Annotated in this window: 23 protein-coding genes and 1 riboswitch; of the genes, 8 read left to right on the top strand and 15 right to left on the bottom strand. The window is 69.0% G+C overall.

Annotated elements, in window-relative coordinates; translation table 11 throughout:
* Positions 1-68 precede the first annotated feature (68 nt).
* Together FNV62_RS55975 and FNV62_RS54725 are read right to left on the bottom strand one after the other, a co-directional pair.
* On the bottom strand, positions 69-398 hold the full coding sequence (locus FNV62_RS55975; RefSeq protein WP_225900474.1) for a DUF4190 domain-containing protein: 330 nt from the start codon (positions 396-398) through the stop codon (positions 69-71).
* A 22-nt stretch (positions 399-420) separates the two neighbouring features.
* Complete coding sequence (locus FNV62_RS54725) at positions 421-588, bottom strand: hypothetical protein (protein WP_097286339.1); 168 nt, start codon at positions 586-588, stop codon at positions 421-423.
* Positions 589-732: 144 nt separating this feature from the next.
* Here FNV62_RS54725 and FNV62_RS35030 point away from each other — a divergent pair, with 144 nt between their 5' ends.
* Entirely contained in the window at positions 733-1,359 is a 627-nt protein-coding gene (locus FNV62_RS35030; RefSeq protein ID WP_054234597.1) for a TetR family transcriptional regulator, read from the top strand.
* Positions 1,360-1,462: 103 nt separating this feature from the next.
* On the opposite strand, the gene FNV62_RS57190 is transcribed toward FNV62_RS35030, so the two are convergent.
* Positions 1,463-1,837 carry a hypothetical protein gene (locus FNV62_RS57190; protein WP_097286338.1) on the bottom strand — a complete coding sequence of 125 codons (375 nt, stop codon included), beginning with the start codon at positions 1,835-1,837 and terminating at the stop codon, positions 1,463-1,465.
* Between the two features lie 125 nt (positions 1,838-1,962).
* The gene (locus FNV62_RS35020) at positions 1,963-2,946 is read right to left on the bottom strand and encodes a helix-turn-helix transcriptional regulator (protein ID WP_097289219.1); all 984 of its coding nucleotides are present in this window, start codon (positions 2,944-2,946) and stop codon (positions 1,963-1,965) included.
* A 203-nt stretch (positions 2,947-3,149) separates the two neighbouring features.
* Between FNV62_RS35020 and FNV62_RS35015 the strand changes: the two genes are divergently transcribed.
* Positions 3,150-3,731: a TIGR03086 family metal-binding protein gene (locus tag FNV62_RS35015; protein WP_143602993.1), complete on the top strand. Its 582-nt coding sequence runs from the start codon at positions 3,150-3,152 to the stop codon at positions 3,729-3,731.
* Here the strand turns inward: FNV62_RS35015 and FNV62_RS35010 are convergent.
* Positions 3,724-4,584, bottom strand: a complete 861-nt coding sequence (locus tag FNV62_RS35010) for a thioesterase family protein (protein ID WP_143628199.1) — start codon at positions 4,582-4,584, stop codon at positions 3,724-3,726. The two genes, FNV62_RS35015 and FNV62_RS35010, sit on opposite strands and share 8 nt — an antisense overlap.
* Positions 4,585-4,799: 215 nt before the next feature.
* Here FNV62_RS35010 and FNV62_RS35005 point away from each other — a divergent pair, with 215 nt between their 5' ends.
* Positions 4,800-6,029: an alpha/beta hydrolase gene (locus tag FNV62_RS35005; RefSeq protein WP_054234600.1), complete on the top strand. Its 1,230-nt coding sequence runs from the start codon at positions 4,800-4,802 to the stop codon at positions 6,027-6,029.
* On the opposite strand, the gene FNV62_RS35000 is transcribed toward FNV62_RS35005, so the two are convergent.
* The gene (locus FNV62_RS35000) at positions 5,929-6,594 is read right to left on the bottom strand and encodes a trimeric intracellular cation channel family protein (RefSeq protein ID WP_097286335.1); all 666 of its coding nucleotides are present in this window, start codon (positions 6,592-6,594) and stop codon (positions 5,929-5,931) included. The two genes, FNV62_RS35005 and FNV62_RS35000, sit on opposite strands and share 101 nt — an antisense overlap.
* 47 nt (positions 6,595-6,641) lie before the next feature.
* Positions 6,642-8,033 (bottom strand): M1 family metallopeptidase, encoded by a 1,392-nt coding sequence (locus FNV62_RS34995; protein ID WP_143628197.1) that lies wholly within the window; start codon positions 8,031-8,033, stop codon positions 6,642-6,644.
* A 347-nt stretch (positions 8,034-8,380) separates the two neighbouring features.
* Between FNV62_RS34995 and FNV62_RS34990 the strand changes: the two genes are divergently transcribed.
* Positions 8,381-8,902 carry a hypothetical protein gene (locus FNV62_RS34990; RefSeq protein ID WP_060896609.1) on the top strand — a complete coding sequence of 174 codons (522 nt, stop codon included), beginning with the start codon at positions 8,381-8,383 and terminating at the stop codon, positions 8,900-8,902.
* A gap of 80 nt (positions 8,903-8,982) precedes the next feature.
* Here the strand turns inward: FNV62_RS34990 and FNV62_RS34985 are convergent, their stop codons facing one another.
* The 8 genes from FNV62_RS34985 to FNV62_RS34950 all read right to left on the bottom strand — a co-directional run bounded on the left by FNV62_RS34985 (position 8,983) and on the right by FNV62_RS34950 (position 18,392).
* Positions 8,983-10,347 (bottom strand): ABC transporter ATP-binding protein, encoded by a 1,365-nt coding sequence (locus FNV62_RS34985; protein WP_164657646.1) that lies wholly within the window; start codon positions 10,345-10,347, stop codon positions 8,983-8,985.
* 23 nt (positions 10,348-10,370) lie between these two features.
* Positions 10,371-11,465 carry an ABC transporter ATP-binding protein gene (locus FNV62_RS34980; RefSeq protein WP_060896607.1) on the bottom strand — a complete coding sequence of 365 codons (1,095 nt, stop codon included), beginning with the start codon at positions 11,463-11,465 and terminating at the stop codon, positions 10,371-10,373.
* Positions 11,462-12,460: an ABC transporter permease gene (locus FNV62_RS34975; RefSeq protein WP_060896606.1), complete on the bottom strand. Its 999-nt coding sequence runs from the start codon at positions 12,458-12,460 to the stop codon at positions 11,462-11,464. Before FNV62_RS34975 ends, FNV62_RS34980 begins: the two co-directional genes overlap by 4 nt.
* 111 nt (positions 12,461-12,571) lie before the next feature.
* Entirely contained in the window at positions 12,572-14,368 is a 1,797-nt protein-coding gene (locus FNV62_RS34970) for an ABC transporter substrate-binding protein (protein WP_143628194.1), read from the bottom strand.
* 70 nt (positions 14,369-14,438) lie between these two features.
* The gene (locus tag FNV62_RS34965) at positions 14,439-15,446 is read right to left on the bottom strand and encodes an ABC transporter permease (RefSeq protein WP_054234607.1); all 1,008 of its coding nucleotides are present in this window, start codon (positions 15,444-15,446) and stop codon (positions 14,439-14,441) included.
* 343 nt (positions 15,447-15,789) lie between these two features.
* Complete coding sequence (locus FNV62_RS34960) at positions 15,790-16,599, bottom strand: enhanced serine sensitivity protein SseB C-terminal domain-containing protein (RefSeq protein WP_054234683.1); 810 nt, start codon at positions 16,597-16,599, stop codon at positions 15,790-15,792.
* Positions 16,600-16,797: 198 nt separating this feature from the next.
* Positions 16,798-17,601, bottom strand: a complete 804-nt coding sequence (locus FNV62_RS34955) for an enhanced serine sensitivity protein SseB (RefSeq protein WP_143602990.1) — start codon at positions 17,599-17,601, stop codon at positions 16,798-16,800.
* A gap of 110 nt (positions 17,602-17,711) precedes the next feature.
* Positions 17,712-18,392: an AAA family ATPase gene (locus FNV62_RS34950; RefSeq protein WP_097289218.1), complete on the bottom strand. Its 681-nt coding sequence runs from the start codon at positions 18,390-18,392 to the stop codon at positions 17,712-17,714.
* Positions 18,393-18,560: 168 nt separating this feature from the next.
* Positions 18,561-18,661, top strand: a riboswitch (glycine riboswitch).
* Positions 18,662-18,807: 146 nt separating this feature from the next.
* Between FNV62_RS34950 and gcvT the strand changes: the two genes are divergently transcribed.
* The 4 genes from gcvT to FNV62_RS34930 all read left to right on the top strand — a co-directional run bounded on the left by gcvT (position 18,808) and on the right by FNV62_RS34930 (position 23,248).
* Positions 18,808-19,926, top strand: coding sequence for a glycine cleavage system aminomethyltransferase GcvT (gene gcvT / locus FNV62_RS34945; protein ID WP_143609281.1), 1,119 nt, complete (start codon positions 18,808-18,810; stop codon positions 19,924-19,926).
* A gap of 128 nt (positions 19,927-20,054) precedes the next feature.
* Positions 20,055-20,432, top strand: coding sequence for a glycine cleavage system protein GcvH (gene gcvH, locus FNV62_RS34940; protein ID WP_054234610.1), 378 nt, complete (start codon positions 20,055-20,057; stop codon positions 20,430-20,432).
* 13 nt (positions 20,433-20,445) lie between these two features.
* On the top strand, positions 20,446-21,708 hold the full coding sequence (gene glyA / locus FNV62_RS34935) for a serine hydroxymethyltransferase (RefSeq protein ID WP_054234611.1): 1,263 nt from the start codon (positions 20,446-20,448) through the stop codon (positions 21,706-21,708).
* A 172-nt stretch (positions 21,709-21,880) separates the two neighbouring features.
* A complete protein-coding gene (locus tag FNV62_RS34930; RefSeq protein WP_143628192.1) occupies positions 21,881-23,248 on the top strand; it encodes an L-serine ammonia-lyase in 1,368 nt (455 codons plus the stop codon).
* The last annotated feature ends 147 nt before the right edge of the window (positions 23,249-23,395 follow it).

The raw sequence follows: 23,395 nt of genomic DNA, 5'->3' as shown, positions 1-23,395 counted from the left end.
CCCCGTCCGGGTAGCCGCCCGTCCGCCCCTCGTTCCGCCGTGGATCGAACGCCTCGTTCGGCGGCGGCTCAGAAGTTCCAGGACACCGTGCTGTCGAACTGCATGAACGCCACCAGCACCAGCAGGTCGGCGATGCCGAGGCCCAGGCCGAGGAAGGCGCGGCCACGGCGGGCGGTGCCGCGCCAGAGGGCGACGGAGGCCAGGGCGATGGCGATCGGGCCCAGGAAGACGTTCAGGACCAGCAGGCCGAGGAGGCCGAGGATGAAGGAGGCGACGGCCATGCCGTCGGCGTCCTTGGTGCCGGTCGCGCGGGTGGGCGCGCCGGGCGCGGTCGCGCTGGACGCGGTCGCGGCGGGCTTGGTCGCGGCGGCGAGGTGGGTTCGCTCGGTGAGTTCCATGACGTGAGTCAGCTCCCAACGATCAGTTGGTGGAGGTGTGGCGCCGGCGGGCGTTGCGCTCGCGGACCGCGAAGACGGCCAGCCAGACGCCGATGACGACCGCGGCGACGAGGGTGACGGGCAGCGGGGCGTGGGCTATGGAGCCCATCACGACACCCAGCAGCAGGAGGGCGGCGACGAGGAACAGCATGAGGTGCCTCTCGACAGTGAACCCCGATTGTTTCGGGGACTTGACGACTCAGTGAACGGTTGTAGTAACACTTGTTCACTGACTCCAGAGTCTAGCGCGTCGCCCGGCTTTTCAATTACAGAGAACAGTTGTTAACTGCATGGTATGAGTCACACTCTCGGCATCCGGCAGGCCCAGAAGCAGAAGACCCGTCAGGCGCTCCTGGACGCCGCGTTGGAACTGCTGGAGGAGCAGAGCCTGAGCAGCCTGGGTCTGCGCGAGGTCACCCGCGCCGTCGGAGTCGCACCGACCGCCTTCTACCGGCACTTCCGCTCGACGGAGGACCTCGGCGTGGCTCTGGTCGAGGAGGCGCTCGGCAGTCTGCACCCGATGATCGGGGACACGGTCTCCGCGGCCGGCGACAGCGCCGGACGCATCGAGCGCGCGGTCGACCTGATCGCCCACCATGTCGAATCCCATCCCGCGCACGTCCGTTTCATCGCGCGCGAGCGGCACGGCGGCGTCCAGCGGGTGCGTCGGGCGATCAGGGAGCAACTGGAGCGGTTCGCCGAGGAGGTGAAGGTCGAGCTGGCCAAGCACCCCGAGTCGGAGGGGTGGAGCGACGACGACCTGCTGATGCTCGCGGGGCTGTACGTCGACCAGATGCTGATGACGGCCTCGCTCTATCTGGAGGCGCTGGAGGCGTCCGAGGAGGAGCGGGAGCGGGTGGCCCGTGTCGCGACCCGCCAGATGCGCCTGATCGCCATCGGCCGCCGCAACTGGCTGGGATGACACGCCCGTTCCTGAAGGACGGGGTGACGGCACCCGTTCGCCGAAGGGCGAGGTGACGCACCCGGGTTTCGAGTACGCCACCCCTGAGAGAACCGGGACGGGCTCAGCCCTGTGCCGCCTGCCCGCTGGGCTGCCCGCTCGGCCGGCCCCCGCCTCCCGGGCCGCCGCCGCAGCCGCCCTGACCCCCGCCCTGGCCACCACCCGGACCGCCGGACGGCATGCCCGAGGGACCGCCGGAGGGCATCTTGCCGGTAGGCATGTTCGAGGGTGTCCCGGAGGGCGAGCCCGTGGGCATCCCGGAGCGCCCGCCGCTCGGCATGCCCGACGGACCTCCGCTCGGCATTCCGGAGGGCCGCTGACAGTTCTGGCTCGCGTTGCCGCTGTTCGAGGAGGACGAGTCGCCCGAGCCGCAGGCCGCCAGCAACGGCGAGAGCGCCAGCAGGGCGACGGCGGGGACGAGTCGGGCACGACGGTTCATGGGGTAACTCCCAGTCAAGTCACGTGGACCGGTTTATGAAGGCCGGATGAGTGCGGGATGAGCGGTGGACAGAGGACCAGATCCACGTAGGGCCGCGCTGTGCCGAACCTGTGGTTACCTGTGGGTCAACTTCCCCCGCGCGGGGCACGATCCCCGCCGTACACCGCGCCGATCGCGGCCGCCGCCCCGGCCAGTTCCGCCCGCGCCTCCGGCGGCGACAGCACCTCCACCGTGTCCACGAAGGCCAGCAGCGTGCGGGCCTCGCGGACGACGCCGTACGACAGGTGCGCGAGGACCCACTCGCTCTCGCCGTCGTCCTCCGGAAGCGCCGTGAGGGAGGCCGCGTTGAGCCTGAGGAACATGTCGAGGCGGGAACGCCGTACCCGAACTGTGACATCGAGACCGCCCGGCCGCTCCTCGACCTGGCGTCGCAACACCTCCCAGACGTCGCCGAGTTCGACGCCCGGGCGCCGCTTCACGGGATCGTCCAGGAGCGTCGCCGAGCGCACCCGGTCCGCCCGGAACAGCTGTGGCCGCCCGCGCCGGTCGGCCACGAGGTACCAGACGCCCGCCTTGGACACGAGCCCGTACGGGTCGACGGTGTAGGTGCTGGGCTCGCTGTGCCCGCCGTGCCGGTAGCTGAGCCGCAGCCTGCGGTCGGCGAAGACCGCGTCCTGGAGCACCTCAAGGTCCACGGCCCGCTGGGGGCCGCCCTTCCAGCGCGTCGCGTCGACGAGGATCCGGCGGCTGGTCACCTCGGCGGCCGGACGGTGCGGGGCCGGCAGCGCCGCCATCACCTTGCGCAGCGCGGAACCGAGCGCCGCGTCCAGGCCGAGCGCGGCGTGCGCGCCCTGCGCGGCCAGGATGAACAGCGCGCGGGACTCGTCGGCGGTCAGTCCCGTGACGTCCGTACGGAATCCGGCGAGCAGTTCGATGCCGCCGTGCCGCCCGCGCTCGGCGTACACCGGGACGCCGGAGGCCGAAAGGGCCTCGATGTCGCGGTAGATGGTGCGCACCGACACCTCGAGCCGGTCGGCGAGTTCGTGTGCGGGGACGCGGCCGCGGGTCTGCAGCAGCAGAAGGATCGAGAGCAGGCGGTCGGACTTCACGCGCACCAGGATCGCGCACCGCGGATCACGTCCGCCGATGCCCGCGGACGCTCGTCCGAAGCCCGTCGTGGAACCCGTCCTAAATGCTGACGGAAACTGTCAGGTTATCCGGCGAACCTGAGGCGCAACGGCACGACAACGCAACGCCGACACGCGCTGTCCGATACGCGCCACCACCACACCTACGCCGACAGAGGTCCGCCATGAACATCGATCCCCGCCCCCTCTACACCCGCGCCACCGAGCAGATCGCCGCTCTGGTCGCGACGGTTCGCCCGGAGCAGCTCGCCGGTCCCACCCCGTGCGCCGAGTTCGACGTACGGACCCTGCTGTCGCACATCGCGGGCGGTACCCGCCGGATCGCCGTGGTCGGCGCGGGCGGTGACGGAATGGCCGTACGACCCTTCCTCGACGGCGTCGAGGACGACCGCTGGAGCGCGGCGTACGACGAGGTCAGGACGGAGGTCCGGAAGTCCTGGGCGGACGACGCGCGCCTGGACGCCCTCGTCACCGTGCCGTGGGGCGAGGCCCCCGGACGTATCGCCCTGTCCGGCTATGTGATGGAGGCCGTCACCCACACGTGGGACCTCTCCGAGTCCCTCGGACGGCCGCTCGTACTCGATCCGGAGCTGGCCGAGTTCGCGCTCGGGATCGCCCGGCGCGTGCTGCCGGACGAACGGCGCGACGACGAGGAGTTGCCGTTCGACTCGGCGGTGCCGGCCCCCGAAGGGGCCGACGCCTACGGACGGCTCGCGGCCTACCTGGGCCGGCGACCGCTCAGCTGAGCCGGACCCGGGCGAGCTGTCGGGACTGCGCGACCAGCCGGTCCGCGCTGTCCCACACCTCGGCGTCCTCCTCCAGGAAGCCGCCGGCGAGGTTGCGGGTGGTGATCGACACCCGCAGCGGGCCCGGCGCCGGACGGCAGCGCACATGGACCGTCAGTTCGACCGTCGGTACCCAGCCGGAGATGCCGAGTTCGAAGGCGGTGGGCGGCAGCGCGTCCACCGCGAGGAGCAGCGAGAGGGGGTCGGGGTCGCGGCCGTCGGCGAGCCCGAACCAGGAGCGCATCTCGCCCTTCCCGGACGGCGCCCCCAGGGCCCAGCCGAGGGTCGCGGGGTCGAGCTTGAGCATCAGCCGCTCGGTGATGGCGGAGCTGCCGTCGACGGGCGCCGGCCCGTCCTCCGGCCCGAAGCAGTGCTCCATGGGCGGGATCGCGGGAGGTGTCGCCGTGGTGCGGACGTCGTCGGGCAGGGCGTCGAGATCGCCGTACGAGGCGAGTACGCGGATGCGTTCGACCTCGCGGCCCTCGTCGTCGTACTGGAAGAGCGAGGCCTGACCGGTCGACAGGGTCCGCCCGGTCCGTACGACGTCCGTTCGGACCACCGCCGGGCCGGGTTGCGACGCGGTCAGATAGTGGGCGGAGACGGTGAACGGGTCCCTGTGCGGCAGGGCGTCGGAGAGGGCGCGGCCCAGGACGGCGAGCAGATAGCCGCCGTTGACGGCGCTGATGATGGTCCATCCGGCGGACAGGTCGATGTCGTAGACGCCGGGTTCGCGCAGGGTGACCGCGGTGTCGCGGTCGAACTCGCTGTCACCGATCGCGGCGCGCGCGGCCTGTGCGGTAGCTGCTTCTGACATGCCTGAACGGTACAACAGGTGATTACTAAGCGGTAGCTTTTACTGTTTCGGGGATGTGAACCCCGTCACCCGAGAGTGAGGTTTCGGCAATTTCTTAGTAAGTGTCCGAACTCTTCCGTGAACCAACGGCATCGGATCCCCCTCTCCAAGGACATAGAACCCGATGCAGCTGCAGACCGTTGATCCAGCCCGTCACAGGAAGAGCCGCACACACCGTGAGCCTCACCGGAACGCCGTTCCTCCTCACCGCCATCGTCCTGGTCGCGGTCGCCCTGATCCTTCCCCTCGTACTGTGGTCGCGCATTCCCGGCCCCAAGGTGCTGCGCAGCGCGGCCCGGATGGTGATGCTGCTGTTCGCCCAAGGCACCGCGATCACCCTCGTGTTCGTGCTCGTGAACAACGCCAACAGCCTGTACGACAACTGGTCCGACCTGCTCGGCACGGGCAACCATGTGCGGGCGGCCGCCAACCTCGGCCGTGACGGCACCGGCGGCATCTCGCTGCACAACCTCCCCAAGGTCCGCCAGTCGTTCGCGGCGGCCGACGGCCCCGGTATGTCCCAGGCGGGTGGGGTGAAGGTCACCCAGCTGCACGGCCAGGTGTCGGGTGTGGACGCGGAGGTCTACGTCTGGCTGCCGCCGCAGTACAACGAGCCCGCCTATCGCAACCGGAAGTTCCCCGTCGTGGAGCTGCTGCCCGGCTACCCGGGCTCGGCGAAGGCGTGGTTCGGTTCGCTGAAGGTGCATGAGCAGTTGCTGCCGCTGATGCGCGACGGGCAGGTCGCGCCGTTCATCCTGGTGGCGCCGCGCACGAATCTGCTGGCCAAGACCGACACCGGTTGCGCGAACGTGCCCGGCAAGGTGAACGCCGACACCTGGCTCAGCATCGACGTGCCGAAGATGGTGATGGACAACTTCCGGGCGAAGTCCGCGCCGGACGGGTGGGGCGTGGCCGGCTACTCGGCCGGGGCGCACTGCGCGACCAAGCTCGCCGTCGCCCACCCCGACCGCTACCGGGCCGCGGTGAGCATGTCCGGGTACAACGACCCGATCGGCGAACGCAACTCGCTCGCGGCGCGGAGCCTGACACTGCGCCGGGAGAACAACCCCTACCTGCTGCTCAAGGCCTACCGCACGCCGCCCCACGTCTCCCTCTACATCTCCGGCGAGGCGCACGACGGCTACGAGGCCGGCGCGGCGCTCCAGTCGATCGCGAAGGCGCCGACGAGCGTGCAACTGGTGCTGCTGCCGCGGAGCGCGGGCGGCCACAACATGGCCCTGTGGCGGCCGCAGATCCCGGAGACCTTCCGTTGGCTGACCCTGCAGATCGGGCCGGGGGCGCACGCTAAGGAGTCTCCGACTCCGTCGCCGTCGACCGGCGGTGCCAAGCACGCGGCGCTCGCCAGTGGTAGCGCATCGCGAGCAACCGCAGGACGAAAGCGGTGACGGCGGCGAGCCCGCTGGTGAACGGGGACAGCGCGTCGAAGCGGATGCACAGGACCACCATCGTGGCGCCGACGATCGCCGGGACCGCGTACAGATCGCGGTCCCAGCGCAGCAGTGAGGGCACCTCGTTGGCGAGGACGTCGCGCAGCACACCGCCGCCGACCGCGGTGGCCAGGCCCAGGGCGGCGGACGGGGTGAGGCCGAGGCCGTACTCGTACGCCTTCGTGGTGCCCGCGACGCAGAACAGGCCGAGTCCGGCCGCGTCGAAGACGTTGACCGCGACCTGGATGCGCTCCACCTCCGGGTGAAGGAAGAACACCAGCAGGGCGGCGAGCAGCGGGGTGCTGAAGTAGCCGAGGTCGGTGAACGCGGCCGGGGGTACGGCCCCGATGACCATGTCGCGGAACAGCCCTCCGCCCAGTGCGGTGACCTCGGCGAGGACGGCGATGCCGAAGACGTCGAAGTTCTTGCGGACGGCCAGCAGAGCGCCGGAGATCGCGAAGACGAAGATCCCCACGAGGTCGAGCACATGCTGGACGGAGGGGGTGAACAGTTCCTGAAGCACCCGGACATTCTCACCCGTCGCGGGGCTCGCACCTTACAAAGAAAGGCCTACAGGGTTGGTTTCCCTGTGGTGAACAGCCAGGTCCGGAAAAGGTCGTCGAGCTGTCGTCCCGAGATCCTCTCGGCGAGGTGGATGAAGTCGGCGGTGTCGGCGTTGCCGTACTTGTGGAGCCTCGTCCAGGCGGGCAGCAGTTTGAAGAACGCGGTGTCGCCGATGCGCTCGCGCAGCATCTGGAGGGTCATCGCGCCGCGCTGGTAGACCGCCGAGGCGAACATGGTGTCGCGCTGCGGGTCGGCGACGACGGTCCCCCAGAAGGCGGAGTCCGCGGGCCGCGCGTTGTACCCGGCGAGGAACGAGTCGTGCGCCGAGCGGATCCCCTTGTGCTCGGACCACAGCCACTGGGCGTAGGTCGCGAAGCCCTCGTTCAGCCAGATGTCCTTCCAGCGTTCCACCGACACGGAGTCGCCGAACCACTGGTGGGCCAGCTCGTGCACGATGGTCGACTCCGAGCGCACGGCGGAGTACGCGGGCTTCGACTGCACCTCCAGCGAGAACCCCGCCTGCGGCATGTCGTCGACGATCGCGCCGGTCTCCTCGAAGGGGTAGGGGCCGAAGACCTGCGACCAGTAGTCGGTCGCCTCGGCCGTCACGGCGTACACGTCGACGCTGTTGCTGTTGGTGAGCACCGGGTCGATGGCCACGTAGATCGGCGTCCCGGCCGGGGTCGTCCCCGTCCTCACGTCGAACTTCCCGATGGTCGCCGTCGCGAGGTAGGTCGCCATCGGCCTGCTCTCGCGCCAGTGCGCGACCGTGCTGTCGCCCTGGTCGTACGTCGATATCAGCCGCCCGTTGGAGACGCCCGTCAGGCCCTTGGGCGCCTTGATCCGGATGTCGTAGGTGGCCTTGTCGGAGGGGTGGTCGCTGGAGGGGAACCAGGTGGAGGCGGCGTTGGGCTCACAGGCGACGAAGACTCCGTCGGTGGTCTTCATCCACCCGTAGTCGGAGCCGAAGACGATGGGACCGTTGAGGGCTTCGGGGACGCCGCCGTAGGTGACCGTGACGGTGAAGGTCCTGCCCTTGTGGATCGCCCCGTGCGGGGTGATGTGGATCTCGTCGCCGTCGCGGGTGAAGTCGGCGCGTCTGCCGTCCACTTCGACGCGCGTGACCTCCAGTCTCTGGAGGTCGAGGTCGAAGGAGGAGAGGGACTGGGTGGCGCGGGCCGTGAGCGTCGTACGGCCGTCCAGGCGGTCGGTGTCCGGGTTGTACGCCACGTTGAGGTCGTAGTGGCGGGCGTCGAAGCCGCCGTTGCCGAGCTGGGGGAAGTAGGAGTCGCCGATGCCGTCGGCGCCCGGGGTCGGGGCGGAGGAGGCGGCGATGACGAGGAAGGAGGCCGCCGCGGTCGCGAGGGCTCCTAAACGTGCCGAACGGGAGAGTGCCATGAGCGTCCCTTTCGTACGTGTTCCGATCGTTCCCGATCAGTTGGACACGCGAGACTCTGCACTCTTCCCTTCGGGCATGCTCATGACTTTGCCCAATCGTCACGGCCTACCCGCCGGTTGACTCCTGACGATCGACTTCCGGTCTCCCCGAACGCGGGGAACCAGTCCGCCATTTGACCACACGAAGACCCTGGCATTTCCGAGTCTTTACCGCCCGAAGCGGCAGGCTCAATTGTTGCTCAACTCCACAGAATGTGATTGACCGGTCTCGGTCAACTTCATAGTCTCATTCCAGCTTGACGGGCTCCGCCGAAACGGAGGCCGGACCACTTGCATGGGGGAAATTCATGCGTAAGAGAACCAAGCTGGCCACACTCGTCGTCGCCGGAGTAATGCCGCTCGTCGCGGGTGCGGCGCCGGCCTCGGCGGTCGTCACCCCGAAGAGGTCGTGCCCGGTCGATTACGGGGTCCTGATCACCTCGCACTCGGCCTATCGGATTCCCGCCTCGGGGGCCTACTTCAAGGACGGACCCGGCGGCACCATCACCGCCTCCGTCACCAGGGCGTCCACCATCACGTACAGCCTCTCCGCCTCCCTGGAGGTGAGCGCGAGCTACCTCTTCGCCTCGGCCAAGGCGTCGGTGAGCGGCAGCATCACCAAGTCCGTGGCGATCACGACCGGCCACACGTACTCGCACAACATCCACTCCAACAAGTACGGGAACCTGCAGTACGGCTCCAACGGCTTCAAGGTCGGATGGGAGTCGAACCGCACGAACCCGAACTGTTCGGTGACGACGCTCGCGAGGGGAACGGCGAAGCTTCCGGCGACTTCGGTCGGCTGGCACTACTGGGAAACCAGTTCCTGATAATTCTTCAAAACAAATGCCCCGGTAACCATGTATCTGGTTACCGGGGCATTTGTTTCGGTGAATTCACACCGCCCTGCTCACTTCTGGCTGTCGGTTCCCGACTCCTCCGACGAGTCCGACTCGTCGACGGCGGCCGTTTCGGAAGCCTCTTCGGCAGCGGCCTCGTCGGTGGCGGCCTCCTCAGCGGCGGCCTCCTCAGCGGCGGCCTCCTCAGCGGCGGCCTCCTCGGCGGGCTCGGTGGTCGTCTCCGCGGCGGGCTCCGGAGTCTCCTCCGTGGATCCCAGTTCCGCGGCCACCGCAGCCGACGTCTCCGCCGACTCCGCCAGCACCTCGTCGGCCACGAGCGCCGCGGCCTCCTTCGCCGCGGACAGCAGCACCGTGTCCTGCGGCGCCTGGTCCTCGAAGTTCTCCGGGTGGTGGCAGGCGACCTGCTGGCCGGGCTTCAGCTCCAGGAGCGGCGGCTCGGTCGTCTTGCAGATCTCTGTGGCCTTCCAGCACCGCGTGTGGAAGCGGCAGCCGCTCGGCGGCGAGATCGGCGAGGGCACGTCGCCCTTGAGCAGGATGCGCTCGCTCTTCACGTTCCGGCGCTTGGGGTCCGGGATCGGCACCGCGGACATCAGCGCCTTGGTGTACGGGTGCATCGGCGCCTTGTAGAGCGAGTCGCGGTCGGCGAGCTCCACGATCTTGCCGAGGTACATCACCGCGATCCGGTCCGAGACGTGCCGGACCACCGACAGGTCGTGCGCGATGATCACGTACGTCAGGCCGAGCTCCTGCTGAAGGTCGTCGAGGAGGTTGACGACCTGCGCCTGGATCGACACGTCGAGCGCCGAGACCGGCTCGTCCGCCACGACCAGCTTCGGGTTGAGCGCGAGCGCACGGGCGATGCCGATGCGCTGGCGCTGGCCGCCGGAGAACTCGTGCGGATAGCGGTTGTAGTGCTCGGGGTTGAGGCCGACGACCGACAGCAGTCGCTGGACCTCCTTCTTGACGCCGCCCTCGGGAGTGACGCCCTGCAGCTTGAACGGGGCACTGATGATCGTGCCGACCGTGTGCCGGGGGTTCAGCGACGAGTACGGGTCCTGGAAGATCATCTGGACGTCACGGCGCATCGGGCGCATAGCGCTCACACCGAGGTGCGTGATGTCCCTGCCCTCGAACTCGACCTTGCCCGCGGTCGGTTCGAGCAGCCGCGTGATCAGCCGGCCCATCGTGGACTTGCCGCAGCCGGACTCGCCCACGACGCCCAGGGTCTCCCCGGAACGCACCTCGAAGTCGAGGCCGTCGACGGCCCGCACCGCGCCGACCTGACGCTGCAGCAGGCCCTTGCGGATGGGGAAGTGCTTCTGCAGCCCGGTCACCTTCAGCAGGACCTCACCGGGGGCGGCGTCCTTGGTGAGGGTGGCGCCGCCTTCGTCCTGTGCCTGTGCGGGAATGGTCACTTCCGCGTCCTTGGCTTTCTCGCTCACAGCTTCGGCGCAATCTCTTCGGTCCAGATGCGTTCCCGCTGCTCCTGGGTCATGTGGCAGGCGGCCCAGTGCCGTCCGCCGACCTCGGTCAGCTCGGGGCGGACCGTGCGGGTCACGTTGTCCTTGGGAACGTCCGCGTACGGGCAGCGCGGGTTGAAGGCGCAGCCGGACGGGAGGTTGATCAGCGAGGGCGGGGAGCCCTTGACGGGGATGAGGCGCTCGGTCTGCTCACGGTCCAGGCGCGGCATCGAGCCGAGCAGCCCCCAGGTGTAGGGGTGCCGGGGCTCGTAGAACACCTTCTCGGCCGGACCGCGCTCGATGCAACGGCCGCCGTACATCACCAGGATGTCGTCGGAAAGCTCCGCGACGACGCCCAGGTCGTGGGTGATGATGATGACCGCGGAGCCGAACTCCTTCTGCAGGTCCCGCATCAGGTCCAGGATCTGCGCCTGGACGGTCACGTCCAGGGCGGTCGTCGGCTCGTCCGCGATGAGCAGCTCGGGGTTGTTGACCAGCGACATCGCGATCATCGCGCGCTGGCGCATACCGCCGGAGAACTCGTGCGGGTAGCTGTCGACGCGCTTGTCCGGCTGCGGGATGCCCACCCGGTCGAGCATCTCGACCGCGCGGCGCTTCGCCGTCTTCTTGTCCACGTTGTTGTGGATGCGGTACGCCTCCACGATCTGCTGACCGATCGTGTAGTACGGGTGCAGCGCGGACAGCGGATCCTGGAAGATCATCGCCATCTCGCGGCCGCGCAGCTTGCGTACGTAGTCCTGGTCGGCGGACAGCAGTTCGGTGCCGTTCAGCCAGATCTCGCCGGAGATCTGCGCCTTGCGCTTGCCGTACTGGCCGGCCGTGTGCAGGCCCATGATGCCGAGCGAGGTCACCGACTTGCCGGAGCCGGACTCGCCCACGATCCCGAGGGTCTTGCCCTTCTCCAGCTGGAAGCTGAGCCCGTCGACGGACTTGACCAGACCGTCGTCGGTCGGGAAGTGCACCTTCAGGTCGCGTACTTCGAGGAAGGCGGAGGGCGCGGGCGAGTCCTTGACGGGCTCGGCCACCGCTCCGCTCTTGCTGAGTTCGGTCATGACAGCCTCACTCGGGGGTCGATCACGGCGTACAGGACGTCCACCACGAGGTTGGCGATCAGCACCGCGAGAGAAGTGATCAGGGTGACGCCCAGGATGATGGGCAGGTCCTGGTTCCGGATGGCGTCGAGCACCGCGCGGCCGAGGCCGGGCAGGTTGAACGTCGACTCCGTCAGGATGGCGCCGCCGATGAGGGCGCCGAGGTCCATGCCCAGCATGGTGAGGATGGGGGTCATCGTGGAACGCATGGCGTGCTTGCCGATGACGACCTGCTCCTTGAGGCCCTTGGCACGTGCCGTGCGGATGTAGTCCTCGCCGAGGATCTCCAGCATGGTGGCGCGGGTGATCCGGGCGTACATCGCCGCGTAGAGGAACGCGAGGGTGATCCAGGGCAGGATCATGCCGCCGAACCAGCCGCTGATGCTCTGGTCGAAAGGCACGTACTGCGCGTTGATCCATTTCAGGCCGAAGGCGAAGATCGCCAGGCTGAGCAGACCGGTGAAGTAGATGGGGAGGGAGACACCCGCCAGGGCGACGACCATCGCGCCGCGGTCCCAGATGGTGCCCCGCTTGAGGGCGGAGAGCACACCGGCCGCGACACCGAAGACCAGCCACAGCACGGCGGCACCGAGCGCGAGTCCCAGGGTCACCGGGAAGCGGTCGGTGAGCACCGGCCAGACGGCCTGCTCGCTGCGGAAGGAATAACCGAAACAGGGCGCGGCGCAGTGCGTGACGTCGCCACCGCCCGAGTAGGTGCGTCCGGCGAAGATGCCCTTGAAGAACTCCCAGACCTGGGAGTAGATCGGGTCGCTCAGGCCCAGCTTCTGCCGTACGGCCTCGACAGCGGCCGGGTCGGCCTGCTTGCCCACGAAGCTCGAGGCGATGTCCACGCCCGCCCACTTGGGGACGAGGAAGAAGATGCCGAAGACCACCATGACGATGACCACGAGCATCACTGCGGCGGCGAACAGCCGCCTGATGAGGTAAGCGAGCACAGCTTACGGCCCGCCGCGGGGCCGCGGGCCACCGGAGGTCATCCGATGGCCCGCGACCACGCCGCGCCGGCCTTCACCTGCCTTTCGTGCCTGTACGGCGGGTGTGCCGGTTTACTTCTTCGGGTTCTTCAGGCCGAGGTTGACGAAGTCGTACGTACCGCTGTAGTTGTCCGTCGTGTAGACGTTCGCGAGGTTGTCGCCGCGCCAGTTGATGAACTTCTCGAAGGTGAAGGGCAGGTAGTACGCGCCCTCCATGACCTTGTGGTTGATCTCGGTCGAGAGCTTGGTCTTGCCCGCGTCGTCCAGCGTGGTGACGTACTGGTCGAACAGACCGTCGATGGTCTTGTCGTTGATCAGGGCGAAGTTGTTGTTACCGCTCGGCGCGATGTACTTGCTGTCCCACAGCGGCAGACCGAAGCCCTGGACGGTCGGGAAGTCCGGACCCCAGCCCATGATGATGATGCCGTAGCCCTTCTTCTTCACGTTCTCGGGGCTGCCGATGATGCCGGTGGTCTGCGAACCGTCGAACTGGTCGATCTGGGCGTTGATGCCGATCTTCTTCAGCGACGCCTGGAGCGACTGGGCCGTGGCCACCTCGACCGGCTTGTTGTTGCGCACCGCGATGGTGGTGGAGAAGCCGTTCGGCTTGCCGCACGCCTTCAGCGCCGCCTTGGCCTTCTCGACGTTGCCGTTCTTGTCGGCGCCGGAGATGCTGTACGGGTCGTACTTCTGGCCCTCGGCGCCCGGGACGGACGGCGGGAGCATGTTGGTGCCGATGTCGCCACCGGCGACCGGGCCACCGCGCGCGGTCTGCAGCGAGACGTGGTCCGCGCCGAGGATCACGGCCTTGCGGCACTCGACGTTGTCGAACGGCTTCACGCTCTGCGGGAAGGCCGCGTACCGGATGTAACCCGAGATCGGGTTGTCCAGGTTGGCCTTGTGCTCCTTCAGGGCGGTGGTGCGGCCCTGCGGGGACATGCCGGTCTGGTTGATGTCCAGGTCCAGGTCACCGTTGAGCAGGCGCTGGTCCAGCTGGTTGGCGTCCGAGAAGAACTGGACGGTGATCTTGTCCGGGTACGCCTTGCGGACCGGGTCCGAGGACTGCTTCCAGTTCGTGTTGCGCACCAGCGTCAGGCTCTTGCCCGGGCTGTACGACTCGAACTTGTACGGGCCGGAGGAGAACGGCTTCAGGCTGTACTTGGACTTGGTGTCCATGTCCTGGCGGACCGGGGAGGCCGAGACCAGACCCAGCACCTCCTGGAAGTCCGAGTTGGCCTTCGGGAGGTGGAAGACGATCGTCTTGTCGTCCGGCGTGGTGATGGCCTTCAGGCCCAGCTTGTCCTTGGACGTGTCCTTGTAGGGACCCTTGTACTCGCCCTTGGGGTCCAGGAAGTCCTTGAGGTACGTCGGACCGCCGGACAGCACGTCCTGCGCCCACACGCGCTCGATGCCGTACTTCACGTCCTTGGACGTGATCGCCTTGCCGTCCTCCCACGTGATGCCGTCACGCAGGGTGTACGTGTAGGTCTTGCCGTCGTCAGTGACCTTGGCGAGACCGGTGGCGAGGTCCGGGGTCAGCTCGGCGCCGGCCTTGCCCGGCTCCGCCTTGCCCGTGACCAGCTGGCGGCTGTAGTAGCGCGCGAAGTCCCACATGAAGCCGTAGTAGCCACGCGTGGTGTCCCACGAGTCCGCGTCCTGGGCACCGCCGAACCGCAGCGTGCCGCCCTTCTTGACCAGGGAGGCCTGGGCGACCTTGTTGTTGGCGGCGTCGAAGCCGGCGGCGCCGGTCTTCGAACCGTTGTTGTCGCTGCCTCCACCGCCGCACGCCGCAGTGGTCAGCAGTGCGGCGACCGCAGCAGCGGCGGCAAACGCCTGCTTACGCCGCCCTGAGGTGCGTTGGGTAGTCACGATCTCGGATCCTCCGGATTTGATGAGAGACCCCGTGTCGATGCCACGGGACGCTTGGGGTGTGGCAGGTTCAGCGGGAGGCCTTCGGGTCCAGCGCGTCCCGCACGCCGTCGCCGAAAAGATTGAAGGCTAGGACGGTGATGAAGATCGCCACACCAGGGACCACCATGTACATGGGGTCGGACTCGTAGTAGTCGATCGCGCTCGACAGCATCTGTCCCCAGGACGAGGTCGGCGGCTTGACGCCCACACCCAGGAAGCTGAGTGCCGCCTCGGTGAGGATGTTCGTGGGGATCATCATCGTCGTGTAGACGATGATCGGTGCGACCAGGTTGGGCAGCAGTTCCTTGAACAGGATGTAGAAGCGCCCGGCGCCCAGCGACCGCGCGGCCTCGACGTACTCGCGCTCACGCATCGAGAGCGTCTGGCCGCGCACCACGCGTCCGATGTAGGGCCAGCCGAAGAAGCCGATGACCAGGATCATCACGAACACGCGCACGTTGGAGCCGGACAGGCCCAGCATGTTGTTCGGCATCACCGAGACCAGGGCGATCGTGAACAGGAGTTGCGGGAAGGCCAGCAGGCCGTCCATCACGCGGCTGATGAGCGAGTCCACCCAGCCTCCGAAGAAGCCCGCCAGGATGCCGAGCACGGTGCCGAGGACTACCGCGACGACGGCGGAGAGGAAGCCCACCAGGAGCGAGACGCGGGCACCGTAGAGGATGCGGGCGAGGATGTCGCGGCCGTTGACGGGCTCGACGCCCAGCAGGTGGTCGCCGCTGATGCCGCCCAAAGACCCGGTGGGAGTGCCGAACAGAGGGTCGATCAGCTTCTCGTTGAAGGTGTCCGGGTCCTGACCGAGCAGGTTGGTGATCACTGGCGCGAGCAGGGCGATCACGATGAGGACGAGCACGACGATGCCGCCGGTCAGGGCGAGCTTGTCCCTCTTCAGGCGCTCCCAGGCGATCCGGCCCAGGGAACGTCCCTGCACGACCTTTTCGCCGGCGGCGGCAGCCGCCGCTTCTTCGGCCGCACTCGGGGCCGCTTCCGCGGTCGGCTCGTGCAATGGTGCCGTCATCTGGCAGGGACCCCTCTCAACCGGCGGTAGCCGGCCCACACGTGCCGCTTGTAGCGGCGTGATCAGTCCGTCGTACACAGGGGCTAAACCCCCTGGAGCGGGAGTCTTCAACGCCTCGGCGATCTGTAGCCAGACTTGACGGTGAATGGATGCGTAAACGTGATGCTGTCAGGGGGGTTCCGTTATCCGGACGTCGGGTAACGGGGGTCGGACACGGGGCAGTTGGGACGCCGGGGGTTAATACGGGCATTACCCGGACGATCCCTAGTCATCTACGCGCGAAGACATGCAGAGCCGCGGTGAAGGACCCGTGCCGATCCTTCACGGTTCGCCGGACCGCGGATCAGTATCCGCCGGGTGCCGGTGGATAGCCGTACCCACCCGCCATCGGAGCCTGGGCGGGGGCCGCGGGGGCCGCGTGGGCCTCGCGGTCGTAGAACGGCCGCGCGTTGGCGCGCAGCCACATCGCCACCGGGTCGTACTCGTCCGACATCGCGACGGTCGACACGGGCAGCCCGTCCGGAACCGCACCGATGGACTGCTGCATCATCGCCCGCACCGAGTCGACGGCGGGCGGCGACGTGTCGTAGACGTCCAGTCCGATGGCCAGGTACGGCGCCCCGAGCGCCGGCTGCACCCAGGCGCGGCGCAGCGAGCGCACGGCGGTGGTGCGATGGGCGTTCTGCGTGAGCAGGGCGTAGAACTGCGGGATCTCGATGCCGGGTTCGGACAGTCGCAGCGGGCCGGCGGGCTGGCGCTCCAGACCCGCCGCGATTCTGCGCAGATCGAGCCAGGGAATACCGAGCCCGCCGCCCGGGGCGTGCGGATTGAGCCAGAGCCCGAAGTGGTCGGGGTAGAGGGTGCGGGCCACGTCGAGACCGTCGACGACCTCGTACGACCGGTTCCAGCCGCTGGCCGAGAGCTCCTGGGCGGAGGTGACGCACGGCGCGTAGCCGAAGCCCTCCACCTCCATGTTCCCGTACTGGGCGTCCGGGGAGCCCGCCTGGCCGTGCCAGAGCAGCATCCACACCTGACCGGACGACGGGGTCGCGAGCGCGCGAAGGAGCGCCTCGTAGGCGTCGTAACGCCCGGGCGTCACCTGGCGCAGCATGTGCTCGACCTGACCGGCCGCGGCCGTGCCCGACGCGCTCACCTTCAACCGCCCCTTCGCGAAGAAATCATGACGTCGACCAACACCTCGGCCGAACCCCGGCCGAGCCATGGAACCAGCTTAAGCGGCGAATGCGCTCCGCCGGGGAAGCCGTTGGGAGCTCGGGGCTCGCTGCGTTTGGGCCGCGGCACGTCCGTTGTGGCTGCTCGCACAGTTCCCCGCGCCCCTGACGGGGCGCTTCTACTGGCCTTGCTGATAAAAGGGCCGTACCTGGGCTCGCATCCAGTCGGCCACCGGGTCCTGGGCGACGTCGAGGAGGACGAGGTTCACCGGCCACTTGACCGCGACGCGGGCGAGGGCACGGGAGAGGGCGTCCATGGGGAGTGCCCGGAGGTCTCCCTCCCACACGGAGAGTTCGACCCCGACGAACATGACCGGGTCGTCGCCCTCGATGCTGGCCAGACAGCGGCGGGCGGTCAGGACGACTCCCGTCGCCGCGAACTCGGCCGAGGCGGCGGCGAAGAAGTCCACCGGGTCGTCCTGCCAGTCGGGCTCGTAGAGTTTCACCCGGCCACCGCTCGTGGGCCCGTCCAGCGGGGTGCGCCCGGTCCGGCACAGCTCGGCGACCGCGAGGGGCGGCAGCGGCACACCGACCACCCCGTCCGGGTTGATCGCGATGCCGACCTGCGGGGGCAGCCCGCGGGCGAACTCGACCGCGGGCGCGATCGTGTACGCCAGATGGCCGCCGGCGACCTGGCGGAACTGCTCCTCGGAGCTGAAGACCGGCACGTACGCCTGGCCCTCGATCTCCAGGGTGGGCAGGTCGAGGGATCCCGCGTGCGGTCCGCCGCCGTTGGGCAGCGGCACCCAGACGAAGCTGCGGCCGAGGACCTCGACGATGCGGCCGCCGGCCGAGGGCACTCCGAGGGACGCGGAGAGCACCTCCTCCAGTTCGTTGCCCGGCCAGCCGCCGTGCGAGTGGGGGTGGGGGCCGGGTTGCGGGTACGCCGGTGCCGAGAAGTCCGGGAAGTCGGGGATGTCCATCTGTCTACCTGTCTACCGCCTGCGGTGAACCACTGTTCTGGTGTTCTGGCTGGAAAGGTTAGTGGGCCCATATGACTTCCCGACCGCTCTCGGCCACTCGCGGCCGTTTCTCAGTCACCGAAGCCGATCCGCCGCAGTACGTCCGCCGCGTCCCGGTCGAGGAGCACCGCCGAGCCGCAGCCCTCCGGCAGGTCGCCGCGCTCGACAGAGCGCAGCAGTCGGGCGACCGCGCCCCGGTGACGGGCGAACGCGTACCGCGACACGCCCCGGCCGCGCTCGCGCTGGCCCTCCAGCGCCGTGCCGGGCGTGACGTCGAGCAGCAGCAGGTGGAGGGTGCCGCCACGGCGCTGGGCCTCGCGGGCGAGCCAGCGGCGCACCCAGGCCTGCGTACCGCAGTCGTGCACGACGAGCCCGGCGCCGGAGCGCAGGGAGCGGCGCAGGCCCGCGTAGTGCGCGAGGCGGACGAGGGGCCGGTAGACGGCGTACGGCAGCCGGCCGCCCGTCCACTCGTCCCAGCGGTCCCGGGTGTCCTGGGAGTCGATGCGCGGGCCCTCGACGGCGCGGCGCATCAGGGTCGACTTGCCGCTGCCCGGCAACCCGGTGACCACGACGACGTCGGGCGCCGCGAAGTGCAGACCGTGCGGAGAGTGTCCCGCGCGCTCCCTGAGGTCCCGGACGACGGCTGTCGGCAGCGCTCCGCACGCCTCCCGGGTCCTGGCCGGGGCACCGGGCTGCTCGGGCAGCGCGAGGCCCGAGGTCGTGGCGTACGCCGTGGTCCTGTTCACCGTGATCGTCCTCCCCTTGGGTGTGGAGTCCCATCCCCGTCGAGTGTAAAGAGAAGGTAATGCGCGGTGTCTCTCGTTTCCGTACGCGGACTGCCACAGGCCGGTTACAGATGCGGACTGCCGTGATCGGACGGCGCGTGCGATGATGTGCCCGCCAACTGCATACCGGCCGCTTGAATCCGCGCGGGAGAGTTCCGGGGACCTTCGGGTACCCGGGCGCCGAAGGAGCAAGTCCCTCCCTTGAATCTCTCAGGCCCCGTTACCGCGCGGGCGAGGCACATCTGAAAAGCGGGCCGCTGTCCAGTGGCTCCACCCAAGGTGCAAGTCAGGACCTCCGTTCGCGGGGTCGTGATGAACCTCTCAGGTTCCGATGACAGATGGGGAGGAACGACCTCGCCGTCATGCCTTGGGAGCCCCACCGATGAGCAGTAACGCACCCCGTCTCACCGCGCTCGATGCCCTGCATCGCTCGCTCGGCGCGACGATGACCGACTTCGCGGGCTGGGACATGCCCCTGCGCTACGGCTCCGAGCGCGACGAGCACCTCGCCGTGCGCACCCGGGCCGGCCTCTTCGACCTGTCGCACATGGGCGAGATCACGGTCACCGGGCCGCAGGCCGCCGGCCTGCTCAACCACGCGCTGGTCGGCAACATCGCCTCCGTCGGCGTCGGCCGCGCCCGCTACACGATGATCTGCCGGGAGGACGGCGGCATCCTGGACGACCTGATCGTCTACCGACTGGCCGAGAACGAGTACATGGTCGTCGCGAACGCCTCCAACGCCCAGGTGGTGCTGGACGCGCTCGCCGAGCGTGCCGCCGGCTTCGACGCCCTCGTGCGCGACGACCGGGACGCGTACGCGCTGATCGCCGTGCAGGGCCCCGAGTCCCCCGGCATCCTCAAGTCGCTGACCGACGCCGACCTGGACGGGCTGAAGTACTACGCCGGTCTGCCGGGCACCGTCGCGGGCGTCCCGGCGCTGATCGCCCGCACGGGCTACACGGGCGAGGACGGCTTCGAGCTGTTCGTGGCCCCGTCCGACGCCGAGAAGCTGTGGCAGGCGCTGACGGACGCGGGCGCGCCCGTCGGGCTCGTCCCCTGCGGCCTCTCCTGCCGCGACACGCTGCGCCTGGAGGCGGGCATGCCGCTGTACGGGCACGAGCTGACCACCTCGCTCACCCCCTTCGACGCGGGGCTCGGGCGGGTCGTGAAGTTCGAGAAGGAGGGGGACTTCGTGGGACGTGCCGCGCTCCAGGAGGCCGCCTCCCGCGCCGAGGAGAACCCCCCGCGGGTACTCGTCGGGCTCGTCGCCGAGGGCCGTCGCGTGCCGCGCGCCGGGTACCCGGTCGTCGCCGACGGCAAGGTGATCGGCGAGGTCACCTCCGGCGCGCCCTCCCCCACGCTGGGCAAGCCGATCGCGATGGCGTACGTCGACGCCGCGCACGCCGCTCCGGGCACGGCCGGGGTCGGCGTGGACATCCGGGGCAGCCATGAGCCGTACGAGGTCGTGGCGCTGCCGTTCTACAAGCGCCAGAAGTAGCCTCGGGGCCGAAAGGGCCCCGTCCAGCGCGCCCACGTGACGCACGCCGCTGTGTCACGTCTCGTATCCCAAGACCACTCGGTCATCCCGTTCATCCGCACTCCCCCGCGTACAGGAGAATTCAGGCCATGAGCAACCCCCAGCAGCTGCGCTACAGCAAGGAGCACGAGTGGCTGTCGGTCGCCGAGGACGGCGTCTCGACGGTCGGCATCACCGAGTTCGCGGCCAACGCGCTCGGCGATGTCGTCTACGCCCAGCTTCCGGAGGTCGGTGACACGGTGACCGCGGGCGAGACCTGCGGCGAGCTGGAGTCGACCAAGTCGGTCAGCGACCTGTACGCGCCGGTCACCGGCGAGGTCGTGGAGGCCAACCAGGACGTGGTCGACGACCCGTCGCTGGTGAACTCCGCCCCCTTCGAGGGCGGCTGGCTGTTCAAGGTACGCGTCACGGACGAGCCGGCCGACCTGCTCTCCGCCGACGAGTACACCGAGTTCTCCGGCTCTTAAGGACTTCTGACTGATGTCGCTTCTGAACACCCCCCTGCACGAGCTGGACCCGGACGTCGCCGCCGCCGTCGACGCCGAGCTGCACCGCCAGCAGTCCACCCTGGAGATGATCGCCTCGGAGAACTTCGCTCCGGTCGCGGTCATGGAGGCCCAGGGCTCGGTCCTGACCAACAAGTACGCCGAGGGCTACCCGGGCCGCCGCTACTACGGCGGCTGCGAGCACGTCGACGTGGTCGAGCAGATCGCCATCGACCGCGTCAAGGCGCTCTTCGGCGCCGAGCACGCGAACGTGCAGCCCCACTCGGGCGCCCAGGCCAACGCGGCGGCGATGTTCGCGCTGCTGAAGCCGGGCGACACGATCATGGGTCTGAACCTCGCGCACGGCGGGCACCTCACCCACGGCATGAAGATCAACTTCTCCGGCAAGCTGTACAACGTGGTCGCGTACCACGTGAACGACGAGACCGGCCAGGTCGACATGGACGAGGTCGAGCGCCTCGCCAAGGAGTCCAGGCCGCAGCTGATCGTGGCGGGCTGGTCGGCCTACCCGCGTCAGCTGGACTTCGCCGCGTTCCGCCGGATCGCGGACGAGGTCGGCGCGTACCTGATGGTCGACATGGCGCACTTCGCGGGCCTCGTGGCCGCGGGCCTGCACCCGAACCCGGTGCCGCACGCCCACGTGGTCACGACCACGACCCACAAGACGCTGGGCGGCCCGCGCGGTGGCGTGATCCTGTCCACCGCCGAGCTGGCGAAGAAGATCAACTCCGCGGTCTTCCCCGGTCAGCAGGGCGGTCCGCTGGAGCACGTGATCGCCGCGAAGGCCGTCTCCTTCAAGGTCGCCGCCTCCGACGACTTCAAGGAGCGCCAGCAGCGCACGCTGGACGGCGCGCGGATCCTGGCCGAGCGCCTGGTCCAGGACGACGTCAAGGCCGTGGGCGTGGACGTCCTGTCCGGGGGCACGGACGTGCACCTGGTCCTGGTCGACCTGCGCAACTCCGAGCTGGACGGTCAGCAGGCCGAGGACCGTCTCCACGAGGTCGGCATCACGGTCAACCGCAACGCCATCCCGAACGACCCGCGCCCCCCGATGGTCACGTCCGGCCTGCGCATCGGCACGCCCGCCCTCGCCACCCGCGGCTTCCAGGCCGAGGACTTCACCGAGGTCGCGGACATCATCGCCGAGGCGCTGAAGCCCTCCTACGACGCGGAGTCCCTGAAGACCCGCGTGTCCGCCCTGGCCGACAAGCACCCGCTGTACCCCGGCCTGAAGTAGTACCGCCTGAAGCAGTACGACCTGAAGTAGTACAGAACCAGTTCCTGCGAAAGTTCACTTTCGTACAGAAATTCGCATGGAACGTACGATTCACCGGGACGCCGCGCACACTGGAACCGGAGGTGTGCGCGGCGCCCGCCCCCATGCACCACCCCCGTTGTGAGGAGTCCCCGTGGCCATCTCGGTCTTCGACCTGTTCTCGATCGGCATAGGCCCATCAAGCTCCCACACGGTGGGCCCGATGCGTGCGGCGCGCATGTTCGCCCGCCGGCTGCGCAACGAGGAGCTGCTGGACTCGGTGGTCTCCGTCCGGGCCGAGCTGTACGGCTCCCTGGGCGCGACCGGTCACGGCCACGGCACCCCCAAGGCGGTGCTGCTGGGCCTGGAGGGCGCGTCGCCGCGAACCGTGGACGTGGAGGGCGCCGACGACCGCGTGGAGCAGATCAAGTCGTCGGGCCGCCTCTCGCTCCTCGGCACGCACGAGATCTCCTTCTCCTTCGCCGACGACCTGGTCCTGCACCGCCGCAAGGCCCTGCCGTACCACGCGAACGGCATGACGGTCTTCGCGTACGACGCCTCCGGCGCGCTCATCCTGGAGAAGACGTACTACTCGGTCGGCGGCGGCTTCGTGGTCGACGAGGACGCGGTGGGCGAGGACCGCATCAAGCTCGACGACACGGTGCTCAAGTACCCGTTCCGCTCGGGCGACGAACTGCTGCGGCTGACGAAGGAAACCGGCCTGTCGATCTCCGCCCTGATGCTGGAGAACGAGCGGGCCTGGCGCACCGACGAGGAGATCCACGAGGGCCTGCTCGCCATCTGGCGTGTGATGCAGGCGTGCGTCTCCCGGGGCATGTCCCGCGAGGGCATCCTGCCGGGCGGGCTCAAGGTCCGCCGCCGCGCCGCCGTCTCGGCCCGCCAGCTGCGGGCGGAGGGCGACCCGCTGGCCCACGCGATGGAGTGGATCACGCTCTACGCCATGGCGGTGAACGAGGAGAACGCGGCGGGCGGCCGGGTGGTCACGGCCCCCACGAACGGCGCCGCGGGCATCATCCCGGCGGTCCTCCACTACTACATCAACTTCATCCCGGGCGCGGACGAGGACGGCGTCGTGCGCTTCCTGCTGGCCGCCGGCGCCATCGGGATGCTCTTCAAGGAGAACGCCTCCATCTCCGGCGCCGAGGTCGGCTGCCAGGGCGAGGTCGGCTCGGCCTGCTCGATGGCCGCGGGCGCCCTCGCCGAGGTCCTCGGCGGCAGCCCCGAACAGGTCGAGAACGCCGCCGAGATCGGCATGGAACACAACCTCGGCCTCACCTGCGACCCGGTCGGCGGCCTCGTCCAGATCCCCTGCATCGAACGCAACGGCATGGCGGCGGTCAAGGCGGTCACCGCCGCCCGCATGGCCATGCGCGGCGACGGCTCCCACAAGGTCTCCCTCGACAAGGTCATCAAGACCATGAAGGAGACGGGCGCGGACATGAGCGTCAAGTACAAGGAGACGGCGCGGGGCGGGCTCGCGGTCAACATCATCGAGTGCTAGGCGAACAGGCCCTGACCAGCGGATTCTGACCTGTGGGTGCGTAGCACGTACGCAACGTCGAATGCCCCTCGGGCGCAGCCGCCCCGGCGGTTCGTCACAGCGAACCCCTCCCGTTCTCCGGTGCCGTGGTCGGCCGGGGCAAGATCG

This window comes from Streptomyces sp. RLB3-17, assembly GCF_007113425.2.
GTDB lineage: Bacteria > Actinomycetota > Actinomycetes > Streptomycetales > Streptomycetaceae > Streptomyces > Streptomyces mirabilis_D.
This window is presented reverse-complemented; position numbering and strand designations above follow the sequence as displayed.

Coding starts and splice junctions, on each gene's coding strand:
- FNV62_RS55975 (WP_225900474.1), bottom strand. CDS start 398: ATGGAACTCACCGAGCGAACCCACCTCGCCGCCGCGACCAAGCCCGCC.
- FNV62_RS54725 (WP_097286339.1), bottom strand. CDS start 588: ATGCTGTTCCTCGTCGCCGCCCTCCTGCTGCTGGGTGTCGTGATGGGC.
- FNV62_RS35030 (WP_054234597.1), top strand. CDS start 733: ATGAGTCACACTCTCGGCATCCGGCAGGCCCAGAAGCAGAAGACCCGT.
- FNV62_RS57190 (WP_097286338.1), bottom strand. CDS start 1,837: ATGAACCGTCGTGCCCGACTCGTCCCCGCCGTCGCCCTGCTGGCGCTC.
- FNV62_RS35015 (WP_143602993.1), top strand. CDS start 3,150: ATGAACATCGATCCCCGCCCCCTCTACACCCGCGCCACCGAGCAGATC.
- FNV62_RS35010 (WP_143628199.1), bottom strand. CDS start 4,584: ATGTCAGAAGCAGCTACCGCACAGGCCGCGCGCGCCGCGATCGGTGAC.
- FNV62_RS34995 (WP_143628197.1), bottom strand. CDS start 8,033: ATGGCACTCTCCCGTTCGGCACGTTTAGGAGCCCTCGCGACCGCGGCG.
- FNV62_RS34990 (WP_060896609.1), top strand. CDS start 8,381: ATGCGTAAGAGAACCAAGCTGGCCACACTCGTCGTCGCCGGAGTAATG.
- FNV62_RS34980 (WP_060896607.1), bottom strand. CDS start 11,465: ATGACCGAACTCAGCAAGAGCGGAGCGGTGGCCGAGCCCGTCAAGGAC.
- FNV62_RS34965 (WP_054234607.1), bottom strand. CDS start 15,446: ATGACGGCACCATTGCACGAGCCGACCGCGGAAGCGGCCCCGAGTGCG.
- FNV62_RS34955 (WP_143602990.1), bottom strand. CDS start 17,601: ATGGACATCCCCGACTTCCCGGACTTCTCGGCACCGGCGTACCCGCAA.
- gcvT (WP_143609281.1), top strand. CDS start 18,808: ATGAGCAGTAACGCACCCCGTCTCACCGCGCTCGATGCCCTGCATCGC.
- gcvH (WP_054234610.1), top strand. CDS start 20,055: ATGAGCAACCCCCAGCAGCTGCGCTACAGCAAGGAGCACGAGTGGCTG.
- glyA (WP_054234611.1), top strand. CDS start 20,446: ATGTCGCTTCTGAACACCCCCCTGCACGAGCTGGACCCGGACGTCGCC.